At 70.9% G+C, this 12,203-nt stretch carries 14 protein-coding genes and 1 pseudogene; 8 read left to right on the top strand and 7 right to left on the bottom strand.

Translation table 11 applies throughout. The features are described 5' to 3' along the window. Positions 1-79 precede the first annotated feature (79 nt). Positions 80-1,348, bottom strand: coding sequence for an SGNH/GDSL hydrolase family protein (locus tag ABD378_RS29115; protein ID WP_344525485.1), 1,269 nt, complete (start codon positions 1,346-1,348; stop codon positions 80-82). A 179-nt stretch (positions 1,349-1,527) separates the two neighbouring features. On the opposite strand from ABD378_RS29115, the gene ABD378_RS29110 reads away from it, so the two are divergent. Both ABD378_RS29110 and ABD378_RS29105 read left to right on the top strand, forming a co-directional pair. Next, entirely contained in the window at positions 1,528-2,439 is a 912-nt protein-coding gene (locus tag ABD378_RS29110) for a LysR family transcriptional regulator (RefSeq protein ID WP_344525482.1), read from the top strand. 26 nt (positions 2,440-2,465) lie between these two features. After that, positions 2,466-3,095, top strand: a complete 630-nt coding sequence (locus ABD378_RS29105) for a MarC family protein (RefSeq protein ID WP_344525479.1) — start codon at positions 2,466-2,468, stop codon at positions 3,093-3,095. Here the strand turns inward: ABD378_RS29105 and ABD378_RS29100 are convergent. The 3 genes and pseudogenes from ABD378_RS29100 to ABD378_RS29090 all read right to left on the bottom strand — a co-directional run bounded on the left by ABD378_RS29100 (position 3,063) and on the right by ABD378_RS29090 (position 5,294). Then, positions 3,063-4,331 (bottom strand): ion channel protein, encoded by a 1,269-nt coding sequence (locus tag ABD378_RS29100; protein WP_344525477.1) that lies wholly within the window; start codon positions 4,329-4,331, stop codon positions 3,063-3,065. The two genes, ABD378_RS29105 and ABD378_RS29100, sit on opposite strands and share 33 nt — an antisense overlap. A gap of 185 nt (positions 4,332-4,516) precedes the next feature. Further along, a pseudogene (locus ABD378_RS29095) lies at positions 4,517-4,912 on the bottom strand (DUF7144 family membrane protein); the annotation flags it as partial. Positions 4,913-4,979: 67 nt separating this feature from the next. Continuing rightward, entirely contained in the window at positions 4,980-5,294 is a 315-nt protein-coding gene (locus tag ABD378_RS29090; RefSeq protein ID WP_386544453.1) for an ATP-binding protein, read from the bottom strand. 212 nt (positions 5,295-5,506) lie between these two features. Here ABD378_RS29090 and ABD378_RS29085 point away from each other — a divergent pair, with 212 nt between their 5' ends. Beyond that, positions 5,507-6,355, top strand: a complete 849-nt coding sequence (locus ABD378_RS29085) for a helix-turn-helix domain-containing protein (RefSeq protein ID WP_344525472.1) — start codon at positions 5,507-5,509, stop codon at positions 6,353-6,355. Beyond that, a complete protein-coding gene (locus tag ABD378_RS29080) occupies positions 6,315-6,611 on the top strand; it encodes a DUF397 domain-containing protein (protein ID WP_344525469.1) in 297 nt (98 codons plus the stop codon). The genes ABD378_RS29085 and ABD378_RS29080 overlap by 41 nt, the downstream gene beginning before the upstream one ends. Here ABD378_RS29080 and ABD378_RS29075 read toward each other — a convergent pair. After that, complete coding sequence (locus tag ABD378_RS29075) at positions 6,580-7,548, bottom strand: SGNH/GDSL hydrolase family protein (RefSeq protein WP_344525467.1); 969 nt, start codon at positions 7,546-7,548, stop codon at positions 6,580-6,582. The two genes, ABD378_RS29080 and ABD378_RS29075, sit on opposite strands and share 32 nt — an antisense overlap. A 204-nt stretch (positions 7,549-7,752) precedes the next feature. On the opposite strand from ABD378_RS29075, the gene ABD378_RS29070 reads away from it, so the two are divergent. Next, positions 7,753-8,136 carry a nuclear transport factor 2 family protein gene (locus tag ABD378_RS29070; RefSeq protein WP_344525555.1) on the top strand — a complete coding sequence of 128 codons (384 nt, stop codon included), beginning with the start codon at positions 7,753-7,755 and terminating at the stop codon, positions 8,134-8,136. A 25-nt stretch (positions 8,137-8,161) separates the two neighbouring features. Here the strand turns inward: ABD378_RS29070 and ABD378_RS29065 are convergent, their stop codons facing one another. Then, positions 8,162-8,527 (bottom strand): PH domain-containing protein, encoded by a 366-nt coding sequence (locus ABD378_RS29065; RefSeq protein ID WP_344525464.1) that lies wholly within the window; start codon positions 8,525-8,527, stop codon positions 8,162-8,164. Between the two features lie 179 nt (positions 8,528-8,706). On the opposite strand from ABD378_RS29065, the gene ABD378_RS29060 reads away from it, so the two are divergent. Next, positions 8,707-9,180 carry a carboxymuconolactone decarboxylase family protein gene (locus tag ABD378_RS29060; RefSeq protein ID WP_344525462.1) on the top strand — a complete coding sequence of 158 codons (474 nt, stop codon included), beginning with the start codon at positions 8,707-8,709 and terminating at the stop codon, positions 9,178-9,180. A 179-nt stretch (positions 9,181-9,359) separates the two neighbouring features. Continuing rightward, on the top strand, positions 9,360-10,055 hold the full coding sequence (locus ABD378_RS29055; protein ID WP_344525460.1) for a TetR/AcrR family transcriptional regulator: 696 nt from the start codon (positions 9,360-9,362) through the stop codon (positions 10,053-10,055). Here the strand turns inward: ABD378_RS29055 and ABD378_RS29050 are convergent. After that, positions 10,045-10,497, bottom strand: a complete 453-nt coding sequence (locus ABD378_RS29050) for a DUF5707 domain-containing protein (protein WP_344525458.1) — start codon at positions 10,495-10,497, stop codon at positions 10,045-10,047. The genes ABD378_RS29055 and ABD378_RS29050 overlap by 11 nt on opposite strands. 235 nt (positions 10,498-10,732) lie before the next feature. On the opposite strand from ABD378_RS29050, the gene ABD378_RS29045 reads away from it, so the two are divergent. Beyond that, positions 10,733-12,203, top strand: a 1,471-nt coding sequence (locus ABD378_RS29045) for a sensor histidine kinase (protein ID WP_344525455.1), incomplete at its 3' end; no start/stop codon positions are given.

The following is a 12,203-nucleotide window of genomic DNA, read 5'->3' as shown; positions in this document are numbered from 1 at the left end:
GAACTCGGCGAAGCCGGTGATGAGGGCAACCAAGGCCCCCGCGCCAGAGCGGGTTTTCGGGAAGGGGCGGGGTTGGGGACTAGATCGCTTCGAGGTCAACCGCGCGGGCCATCGCCCGATACCCCGCATCGTTAGGGTGCAGGTGATCCCCACTGTCGTACTCGGGAGCGAGACGCTCACCATCCGCCGGGTCCGCAAGAGCCCGGTCAAAGTCCACGTACGAGTCGTACTCCCCCGAAGTCCGCACCCACGCATTAAACGCATCGCTAACCTCCGCAGCCCGCACCCCGTAGTGATCCGAACCCCCCAGCGGCAGCAACGTAGCCCCCACCACCTTGACCCCCTTCGCCTTCGCGGCCCGGATCAACTTCCGGTGCCCCGCGATGAGTTCATCGGCGCTCACCTTCGGAGCGGGCTTGTACGTAGGCGTATCGCTCTCACTGAACCCGATGTCGTTCAGGCCCTCCAGAACGACCACGGTCCCCACCCCCGGCAGGTCAAGCGCGTCCCGCCCGAAGCGCGCCGTACCCCGCTCCCCGTACCAGGCCGAGTCGTTGAGGACGAGATTGCCGCCGATACCGGCGTTCAGCACCGCCCGAGGCGTCCCCGCCTTGGCGAGCCGCTCGGCGAGTGCGTCGGACCACCGGCGGTTGAGGTCGGTGGAGGAGGCGAAGCCGTCGGTGATGGAGTCGCCGAAGACGACGACGCCCTTGCCGGTGCGCGGCTTCTTGCCGGTGACGTCGACCCCCGACAGGAAGTACCAGGACTCCGAGGACTCGTCGAACGCCCCAGCCCCCGTGTCCCCGACATGCTCCCCGTCCGCCCGGTAACTCGTCGCGAACGACTGCGCGTGGAACGTCGCGGGCCCCGTCGTCCGGGCGAGGTGCAAGGTGACGGTGACCGACTCGAAGGGCTTCAGGGCCAAGCCAGCCTCATCACTCGAAAGCTGCCCGTGCGCCGGGATCTCCACCGACCGCCTCCCCTCGAACGTGAGCCTCCGCACCGAGCCCTCCTCGACCGCCGCTCCCTTCTTCGTACGCGCGATGGTCGCCCCCGCGATGTGCAGCGGTGAGGTGCCGTACGCGTTGGAGAGGCGGATGCGGGCTCTGTCGCCACCCTCCGTGACGCGCACGACCTGGCGCAGGGTCTGGCCGGAGAAGCCGTCCTCCGACCAGTTGGGCTTGAAGCCCGTGCTGGCCCGCTGCGGCGACGCGGCCCAGGCGGCGGCCCAGGCGGGGCCGGACGGCGACTTCGAGCCCGAGGCGTGGGCCCCCGTGACGGCGAGACCGGCCGTCAGGGCGAGCGCGGCAGCGGCGGCGACGGCGGAGTTGCGAGTGCGCGAAAGCATGGGAATCTCCGGGGAGTTGAGAGGATCAGTGTGTCCGTGAAGGGGTTCGTGGTGGGTCCGTGGTGGGGACTCCTCCAAGGTCCGCCCCCATCCAGCCCCGATCAACGGCGATCCATGAAACGATCGGCACGCTCAGACTTATAGATGCAGGTCAGAGACGGACAGGGTGGCTGAGAAGCATGGAACGCCAGGAGCTCGAAACCTTTCTGACCCTCGCCGAAGAACTCCACTTCGGCCGCACCGCCGAACGCCTCCTCCTCTCCCAGGCCCGCGTCAGCCAGACCGTGAAGAAGCTGGAGCGCAAGATCGGCGCCCCGCTCTTCGAGCGCACCAGCCGCAAGGTGGAAATGTCCCCGCTGGGGCGTCAGTTGTACGACGATCTCGCGCCGCTGCATCTGCGGATGGAGGCCGCCCTCGCCCGCGCCAAGGACGTGGCGCGCGGCGTCGAGGGTGAGTTGACCGTGGCCTTCCTCGGGGCGGGGGCGGGCACGCTGACCACCGCGATCCTGTCGACGTTCCGCGAGCGCTGCCCGGGCTGCGACGTCCGGATGCGGGAGACCCAGTTCGGGGACCCGCTCGGCGCGCTCCGCAGCGGTGACGCCGACGCGCTGTTCACCTGCCTCCCCGTCGAGGAGCCGGACCTCACCGTCGGGCCCGTCGTCATCAACGAACCCCGCATGCTCGCCGTGCCACTCGGCCACCGCCTCGCCGGCCGCCGGAACGTCTCGCTCGAAGAGCTCGCGGGCGAGACCTTCTTCGGTGTCGTGAACGGCGCGCCCGCCTACTGGTGGGACTTCCACATCCCGCCCCGCACCCCCAGCGGCCTGCCGATCCGGCGCGGCCAGTCCGTCGCCGGGTTCCAGGAGCTGATGACGCTGGTCGCCACCGGGCAGGGAGTGTCGCCGGTCGTCGCGTCCGTGGAGAAGTACTACTCACGGCCCGACATCACCTTCGTACCCCTGACGGACGTCCCGTCGGCCGACGTCGCGCTGATCTGGCGCACGGCCGCCGCGGGCACCCCGCGCCTGGAGGCCTTCGTGCGCGCGGTGCGCGACACGGTCGCGGCGAACGGCGGGCCCGCCGCGTTCTAGGGGCGGCGCGGTACAGGATGCCGTGCGTGACCGCTGCTCTGACCTACTCCGCCGCTTTCATCACCTTCTTCTCCGTCGTCGGCCCGCCCAAGGTGCTGCTCGCCTTCGGCGGCCTCGCGCAGAACCATCCGGTCCGCGAGCTGCGGATGATCGCCCTCGTCTCGTCCGGTGCCGCCGTCGTGGTGGGCCTGATCGCGGGCTTCACCGCGCCCTGGCTGCTCGAGCTCTTCCACATCTCCACGCCCGCGCTCCAGCTCGCGGGCGGCGTCATCTTCTTCATCTACGCCGTCGGCCTCGTCCTCGGCGTCCACCTCGGCTCGGACCGCGCGGACCAGGACGCGCCCGATCTCGTCAGCGGCGTACGCGAGCTGCTCATGCCGTACATCGTGAGTCCGCTCGCCATGACCGCCGTGCTGATCGAGGCGGCGGCCCGCGACACCTGGTCCTGGCGGTCCACGGTCGTCGGCGCATACGTCGCCGTGATCGCCCTGGACCTGGTGTGCGTGGTCCTCCTGGCCCGCGTCCTGCGCGGCACGCATCACGCGACTATCGAACTCTTCGGCAGGTTGCTCGGCCTGCTCCTCGCTGCGGTCGGCGTGGACCTGGTCCTGGACGGGCTCGCGTCACTGGGAGTGCCGGGCCTTGACCGCATCTGACGAGTCCTCCTCGATCAGCATGTCCGGGCGCCCGGTCACAAGGAGCCAGGCGGGCAGGGCCGCGACGCACAGGACGGGCAGCAGTTCGAGGTCCATCACCACGACCGCCGCCGTGAACAGGCTCAGCCAGCCCTGCCGCGTCGTGGCGAGCAGGAGGCCGAGGATGGCGCAGGTGATCGCCAGAGCGGGCGGTACGGATTCGACGAGTGCGTGCGCGAGCATGCCGAGCGCCACGCCCACGAAGACCGCGGGGAAGATCCGCCCGCCCCGGAAGCCGCAGGTGGCGGCCACGCAGAGCGCGAGCAGCTTGACCAGGGCGAGCAGCAGGAGGTTGCCCGCGTCGTGCTCGGAGGCGTGCGCGGTCAGCTCCTTCATCTCGTCCAGGCCCTTGAAGAGCGTGAGGTGGCCGCCGAGCGCGCCGAGGACGCCGAGCACGAGACCGCCCACCGTCAGCATCAGTACGGGGTGTCCGAGCTGGCGGAAGACGCGGTGGAGGTAGGGGAAGGCGTACACGGCGCACAGCCCGATGGCCGCCGCCGCCGTGCTGATGACCATCGCGGAGAGGATGTCGCCCCAGCGCGGCCCGGCATACGCCTCGACGTCGATCTGGAACGTCGGGTGCGCGATGAGCACCGTGGTCAGCGCCCCGGCGCCCGCCGCGACCAGCGGCGCGAACAGCCGGTCCCACAGCGGACGCGGATCGGGGCCGGGGCCGGTGGCGGTCTCGGAGAGGATGAGCGCCGCGGCGACCGGCGTACCGAAGAGGGCGCCGATGGTCCCCGCGGCGGCCAGCGCGACCCAGTCCGCGGCGGGCGTGCGGGGCATGGCCTTCGCGCCGAGTGTGTAGGCGAGGGCGATGTTGATCGCCGTGATCGGGTTCTCGGGGCCGAGGCTGACGCCGCCCGCGAGGCCCACGACGACGGCGAGCGCGATGCCGGGGAGCACCCGGACGGGCAGCGGCGGATCGACGAGGCCGAGCGTCGCGGGGTCGGGCCCCGCATGCCCCGGGACCTTCCACACGACAAGGCCGACGACCAGCCCCGCCGCGGTGAGCACGCCGATGATCCACCCCGCCGACGTCCCGGACACGCCGACCGCGTCCGGCAGCGTGTCCCACAGCAGATCCTGCAACCGCTCGGCCACCAGGCTGAGCAGCAGCAGGATCAGGCTGGACCCGACGCCGATGAGCAGGGCGGGCAGGACGAGCGGGAGCAGGGCGCGGGCCTGCGGCGTCATGGGCTCTCCGGGACCGGCCACCGCCTCGCGTCCGGTCAGGGTGCGGCGGGCGGAGTGCGGTCCTGGCCGCCGGGGGGCCCGGGGTCGGCGCCACCGGAGCCCTCGGCGAACGGGCCGGGACCGGTGGAGGTGCTCCGGGCGCCCCAGCCACCCGCCGCCTGGCCGCCACGGTGGGCGTCACGGTCCGAGTGGTCCGTGCACAGCGCCCAGATGACGAAGATGCCGATCGCGATCGAGATCAGCGCCCAGATCGGCTGGTAGGGCAGCCACATGAAGTGCACGACGACGGCGAGCGAGGCAAGGGCGACACCGCCCGCCTTGCCCCAGGTCGCGCCCTTGAGGATGCCGTAGCCGGTGACGGCGATCAGGATGCCGAGGACCAGGTGGATCCAGCCCCACGTGGTGAGGTTGAACTTGTAGACGTAGTCCCCGATGCGCGCGTAGACGTCGTCCTTCGCGATGCCCGCGATGCCTTCGAGGATGCCGAGGATGCCGTAGACCAGCATCAGGACACCCGCGAACATCGTGCCGCCTGAAGCCCAGAGGCTCTCGCCCCGAGGGTTGCTCGTGCCGCTGCTCATGGGCACCTCTTTCTCTGTCGACAGGAATTCACAGCGTCCGACAGCCCTACGGGGCGCGCGAGCGGGCTTAGCCCGAACGGGTCGGCCCCGATTCCTTCGCGTCGCACTCGAACCAGGCCGTCTTCCCGCTGCCGTCCGGCCTGGGATCCACCCCCCACCGGTCGCTGACCGCCGCCACGATGAGCAACCCGCGCCCGCCCTCGGCCAGTTCCTCGCCGTCGCCCTCCCTGGGCAGCCGGGGACACCGGTCCGCGATCTCGACGCGGAGGCCCTGCGGGCGCCGCAGGATGAGGAGTTCGCAGTGGCGGTCCGGCACGTGGCGCACGACGTTCGTGACGAGCTCGGTGAGGGCCAGCTCGGCACAGTCGCGCAGCTCGCGCATGCCCCAACTCCCCAGATACGCCCGCAGGATGAACCGAAGGTGCCGCGCGGAATGCTCACCGAGCGTGAGACTCGTCCGGTACGTCCCGCGAACGGGCAGGGGCGGAGGGGGAGTTACGTGATTCATGTCACCAGCGTGGAGTTGGCTGGTTACGCTGGGCTACAGAGCGAGAGCAACGTGACAGAGCGTTTGAGCCTGGGGGTGACCGTCCCATGGTCCGCATCAACGAACTCGACCCCAGCGCTTCCCCGCTGGACTACTACGGCTCGGAACTACGCCGCCTGAGGGAGGCGGCGAGCCTGAAGCAGGGCCAGTTGGGCGGCATCATCTTCTGCACGGGCTCGCTGGTGGGCCAGATCGAAACGGCGAAGAAGGTGCCCACGAGGGACTTCTCGGAGCGGGTGGATGCGGCGCTCGGGACTGATGGGGTGTTTTCGCGGTTGGTGGGGCTGGTCCTGAAGAGTCAGCTGCCTACGTGGTTCCAGGCGTATGCGGAGATGGAGGCGCGGGCTACGTTCATCTCCACGTTCCAGTGCCAGTTGGTGTACGGGCTGTTGCAGACAGAGGGGTACGCGCGGGCGCTGCTAGGCGTAGACCACCCAGGCCGGATCGAGGAGTTGGTCGCGGCTCGAATGGAACGGCAGCGCATCCTGGAGCGGGAGCACCCGCCCGCGTTGTGGGTGGTGCTGGGTGAGGCTGTGCTGCACCAGGAGGTCGGCGACCGGGACGTCATGCGAGGCCAACTGGCACGCCTGTTGGAGTTCCATGACCACCCGTGGGTGCAGGTGCAGGTGCTTCCCTACTCGATCGGTCAGCACACTGGGATGATGGGGTCGTTCACCCTCCTGCGCTTCGATGACAACCCGGACCTGTTCTATGCCGAGAGCTACGACTCAGGCCATATGACCGCCAATTCGCAAGTGATCAGGGAGCGTTCGGTCGGCTACGCTCGCTTGCAGAGCTGTGCCCTCTCGACGGACGGCTCGGCGAAACTGATCGCTCGTGTGATGGAGGAACGCTATGGGCACCGCACAGCACCTGCCGGGCGCACAGTGGCGTAAGTCGTCCTACAGCGGAACCAGCGGCGGCGAATGCATCGAGTGCGCCCCCCTCAACGGCACGGCATGGCGCAAGTCGACGTACAGCGGCAGCGGTGGCGGCGAATGCATCGAGATCGCCCCAGCCCAGTGCAACGGAACCATCGCGATCCGCGACAGCAAGAACCCCGAAGGCCCCGCCTTCACCATCGCCCAAGGCGCCTTCGCCAGCTTCACTGCGGCAGCCGCTACCGGAGGTCTGACGCAACCGCCTCAGTGATCGCGGCCGTCATCCGGCGGATGCCCGGTGAACGGGCCGGGCACGGCCGGGACTTGGCCGTGGTGGGGGCGAGGCAGAAGTGCAGGTAGTCGTCGCCCCGGTGCAAGGCCGCGAGGCCAGCCCCCGTGCAGTAGGGCGGGTTCTTCCTCTCGTACGCCGTGCACGGCAGCTTCTCCACCCATCGGTACCGGTCGGCCGCCGGGGCGACCACGCGGCCCGCGTCGGCGGCGATACCGCCCGAGGCCCGCGCCTGCGCCTCGTAGATGCCGTTGACGCGGCGTACGCGGTCGGGCGTGATCGGGTCGGGGCCCTGCAGCACCCACACGATGCGCGGCCGGTCCGCCCCGCCGGCGGCATGGATCTGCGAGGCCAGCGCCTTCGCGTCGGCGGCGTACCGGTCGAAGTACTTCTGCCGCTCCTTGTCGTACGTGATGCCGTCCATGCACGGCGTATAGCCCCACGCGTTGCCCCAGAACTGGAGCACCACGTAGTCGGGCCGCTGCTCGCGGACGAGCGTGGCGGCCTTGTCCTTGTCGGGGACGAGGGAGTCCTTGCCGGTGTCGTCGAGGTAGTCGCAGAGGGTGGTGCCGGAGTAGGGCGCGCTGCGGTAGCGGGCGCCGAGACCGGCGCGGAGCTGGTCGCCGAGGGCGGTCTGGTTCTCCATTGCGAGAGAGTCGCCGAGATAGAGGACTTTTGGGGCTTTTGTCTGCGACTTTTCTGCGACGGGCGATGCGGAGGGCTCGGCGGAGGGGTCGGCGGGGGGCTTGTCCCGTGCGGCGGCGGAGGTGCGCGCCGAGGGGGTCTGCGGGGCGTCGTCCGGCGTACCCCCGGAGCCGGGGTCGCCGCACGCCCCGAGGAGCAGCACGGCGGCAAGCACCGCACCGGCCCACGGCACCCCACCGACCCACGGCACCGCACCGGTCCACGGCTTGCGCATGACCCAACTCCCGTCCCAGCGACCGAAAGAGCCCCAAGGCAAGCACAGTCGCCCTCGCGTGAGAAGACAGCGGGTGGCGCTCGTGGCCGGGCATTACCCCGGACGTAATCGACCCGCGTCCGCCCGCCCGGCAAGCTCAGGCCATCGGAAAGAACGACCCGGATGACCGAGCCGCAGGAGGCACCCGCCATGTCCGCACCCGCCATGTCCGCACACGACACGTCCGCGTACGAGACCGCAGTCGCCCGCTACTTCGAGGCCTGGAACGCCGAGGGCGCCGAGGACCTGGCCAAGGCCGTGGCCGCCGCCTGGAGCGAGGACGGCGGTTATACGGACCCGCTGGCCGACGTCTCCGGGCACGAGTCCCTCGCCGCCGTGATCGCGGGGGCCCATGAGCAGTTCCCCGGCTTCGAGTTCCGGCAGATCGGCGCGGTGGACGGGCACCACCACATCGCACGCTTCGGCTGGGAACTGGTGTCGGTCGCGGACGGCTCAGCGCCCGTCGCCGGGTTCGACGTCGTCACGCTCGCCGACGACGGCCGTATCCGTACGGTGCACGGCTTCCTGGACCGCGTGCCCCAGGCCTGAGCCGCTGGGCGCTACGAACTACCGCTCAGCGCGCCACGTACTGCGTGAGGATCGCCTGCACCTCGTAGATGTCGACGCCCTTGGTGAAGGTCTTCTGGATCGGCTCGGGGGTGCCGGAGATCCAGATCTTGAGCTCGGCGTCGAGGTCGAAGTGCCCGGCGGTCTCCACCGCGAAGTGCGTGATGCTGCGGTACGGGACCGAGTGGTACTCGACCTTCTTGCCGGTTATCCCCTGCTTGTCGACGAGTACGAGGCGACGATCGGTGAAGAGCATGGTGTCGCGGATCAGCAGGAACGCGGCCTGCACCTGCTCGCCGTGGCCCAGCAGACGTGCGTAGTCCTGCTGCGCGGTGGCCGGATTGATCGTGTGCGCGTTTCCGAACAGTGCCATGAGAGGCCCCCCATTTTTGTCGAAATTGTCGAACTCGATTGAACTCACAGGATCTTCCGACTGTAACGCGAGCCCTGCGGGAGGGGCCGTGTCACATCTTGCCGGGCTCATCCGTCAGAGCAGTGAAGGCAACGGCAACTGCCGCGGCAACCGCTGCGGCGACGTGACAGGAGATCGCCATGGACGCTCGTCTGAACCTCTTCGGCAGCCCGCTCGCGGGCAAGGTCCTGAAGCACATCAACTCCGCGGGCAAGGTCGTATCGGACTCGACCCTGCCCGCCGTGACGCAGGAACTGGTGAAGATCCGCGCGAGCCAGATCAACGGCTGCGGTTTCTGCACCGACATGCACACCAAGGACGCCACGCACGCGGGGGAGACCGCGACGCGCCTCAACCTCGTCGCCGCCTGGCGCGAGGCCAAGGTCTTCACCGACGCCGAGCGCGCCGCCCTCGAACTCACGGAGCAGGGCACGCGGATCGCCGACGCGGCCGGTGGTGTCACGGACGAGGCATGGGCGAATGCCGCCAAGCACTACGACGAGGAGCAGCTCGCCGCGTTGGTGTCGCTCATCGCCGTCATCAACGTCTACAACCGCGTGAACGTCATGGTCCAGCAGCCGGCGGGGGACTACCAGCCGGGCCAGTTCGGATAGCGGATATCGGATAGCGGATCGCGGCTCCCGGCGGGATCCGGGGTCACGAGCGTGACGTCGGCTCCCGCCGCCGTGAGTTCGGCTGCGCAAATGGGGAGCGGTCCCCGCTTCCACTCCCGGCGATAACATCCCTACCGGGGAGCGCTCCCCACTTGGCTACCTTCGGCAGGGAAGTGACGATGGCCGGCGACTCACACCGTGCGACGCCCCCACGGCGACGCGACGCGCGGCGCAACTGGGATCTTCTGGTGGAGGCCGCCCGCGAGGTGTTCGCGGAGCAGGGGCTGGAGGCGCCGCTGGACGTGATCGCCCGCCGGGCGGGCGTGGGGAACGCGACGCTCTACCGGAACTTCCCCACCCGGGCGGCCCTCATCGACGCCGTCTTCCACGACCTCCTGACGGGCACGATGACCGCGGGCGACGAGGCGCGAACGGCCCCGGACGCCTGGACGGCGCTGAACGAGTACGTGCGGGCGGTCTTCGTCACGCTGGCCGCCGACCGCGGCACCAACGACCTCATGACCACGCACCTGCAAGGCATCGACGCGCTGCGGGCCGTGCACGCCCACAACCGCGAGACGATGGACATCCTGCTCGGCCGAGGCCGCGACCAGGGCACGGTCCGCGCCGACGCCACCACGGAGGACGTCCTGTTCGCCCTGGCCGCCCTCGGCCGCGCCATCCCGGCCCTGACCACGGCGACCACCCCCGACGCCTGGCGCCGCCCCCTGGCCCTCTTCCTGGACGGCCTGCGTGCCGCACCGGCCGCACCGGCCGCGCCGCCGCTCCCGGACCACTCCTTGACGGCCGACCAACTCGGCGACGTACTCCAGGAGTTGGGCCCGCACCGCGCGCCTCGCGGCGTCAGCGGGTGACGTCGAAGGTGGCGGCACGGGACACGAACTTCGTGTCACCGTCCTTGGCCGCCGCCCGCGCCGAGACGTACCAGGTGCCCTCAGTCAGCTCGGCTGCCTCGTCCCTCGTGACCTTCAGCGTGTACGTGCAGCGGGACGTCTCGGCGGTGGTGCTCCGGCACGTGGCGCTCTCCGCGTCCCGGAGCTCCGCCCCGGTCGGGTCGAGCTTCGAACTCGCGGGCCAGGCGAGGACCTTCAGGCCACGGACGCCCGAGTCGTCGCTCACGTCCGCGGTGAAGGTGAGCGAGCCCGCGCCGCCGTCGGACGACGGGGCGGTGTAGCGGGCCGAGCCGTTCTCCAGGGTCGGCTCCGTCGGGGCCGAGGCCATGGCGAGGCCACCGGCGGCGACCGCGCCGACGACGGCGACACCGATGAGCGACGAGACGACAACGCGCTTGGACATGGGAGTTCCCCCTGAGTGAGTCGTGGAAGGTTCGATGTGATCGAGGCTATGGCGAGGGGCAGGGTGCGGTCCTCGGGCCGCAGGACGATTGCCGTCTCGAACCAGAGGTAGAGGAGGTAGCGAAAGCAGGCAGAGAAGCAGGCAGAGAAAGCAGGCCTATAACCCAGGTACGAGGCCGACTTCCGCCTCCAGCCGGACCCGGCCCGCTCACCTGCGGCCATAGCCTTGATCCGTCATGACACGAACCGACGACCGGCTGCTCCCGGTCCTGCTGATCTGCGCCCAGGCCGTGGTGTGGCCCGGTGCGGCGCTGGCGCGCGGGGCCGTCCCGTCCGGGGCCGCCCTTCTCGTGGCGGCCCTGGTCGCCGGAGTCGTGCGGGCCGCGCTCGCCCTGGGCCGCGGCCGCCCGGTGATCACCCTCGTCGTGGTCGCCGCCGCCTGCGCGCTGGGTGCCGGACCACTGCCCGCCGGGGCGACGGCCGTGCTCGGGACCGCGGGCGTCGCGCTGGCCCTGTTCACCGTGGCGACCGGCCGCGACACCTTCACGGCCGTGCTGTGCGCGGGGGCACTCGCCGTCTGGCAGCTCCTACAGGGCATCACGCTGCACGGCCTCAGCGACCGGAACGGACTCGACCTGGTCCTGACCGCCCTCCTCTACGCCACCGCGTGCGGCGCCGGTCTCTTCGTACGGCGGAGGCGCCACGCACGGCAGACGGCCGAACAGCGGCTGAAGCGGGCCGAGGCCGAGCGCCACCGCCTCCCGGCGGTGGAGCGGCGCCGCATGGAACGGGAGTTGCACGACGTGAGCGCCCACCACCTGACGGCGGTGGTGGTCACGGTGGGGGCGGCGGCCGGGCTGCGCGAGCGCAGGCCCGAACTGGCCGACGAGGCGGTGCGGTTCGCGGTCGAGACCGGCCGCGAGGTCACCCGGGCGCTGGGCGCGGTGCGGGCACCCGCACCCTCGCGGGAGGAACTGCCTTCGCCGCAGGAGCGGCTGCGGGGCCTGGTCGCGGGCTTCGGCCGCCTCGGCGGGCGGGTGGACTGCGAGATCGGCCCACTGCCGGACGGCGCCGTAGCCGACGCGGCCCACGGCATCGTCCGCGAGGCCCTGACCAACGTGGCACGGCACGCTCCCGGCGCGCATACGACGGTGCTGTGCCGGTACGGCGAGACGCGTACGGACGTCGTGGTCACCAGCGCGGCACCGCGGGCCGGTTCGGCGGCGCACGGCGCGGGCCTGGGCGGGGGACGCGGCCAGGGGTTCCTGCGGTCCCGGGCGCGGGAGGCGGGCGGCACCCTGCACAGCGGCCCGACGGCGGATGGCGGTTGGGAGGTGCGCGCGGTTCTGCCCGGCAGGACCCCGGCCCCGGTGGATCAGTCCGCTCCGTGGAGCCACCGCCTGGCGCAGCTGACGGCGGCGGTCGGCCTCGTCCTGCAACCGCTGCTTCCGGCGCTGGTGATCCGGGCGGAGGAGGCGTCGAGCGCGCAGCGGGTGTCGGCGGGCGTGCTCTTCGCGCTGCTGGCGGCGGCACAAGCGGTCGCGCTGCTGTGGTCGCGCGGGGCGCCCCGCACCGCGCAGGGCGTGCTGTTGGGCCTGGCCCTGCTCTGGCCGGTGGCGATGGCCGTGGGCGACTACACCGGCCCTGTGGTCCTGCCGCCCGCGCTGAGCATGCTCGCCACCTGCGCGGCGCTCGCCTCGGGCGCGG

The sequence above is a fragment of the Streptomyces rectiviolaceus genome (assembly GCF_039533825.1).
GTDB lineage: Bacteria > Actinomycetota > Actinomycetes > Streptomycetales > Streptomycetaceae > Streptomyces > Streptomyces rectiviolaceus.
This window is presented reverse-complemented; position numbering and strand designations above follow the sequence as displayed.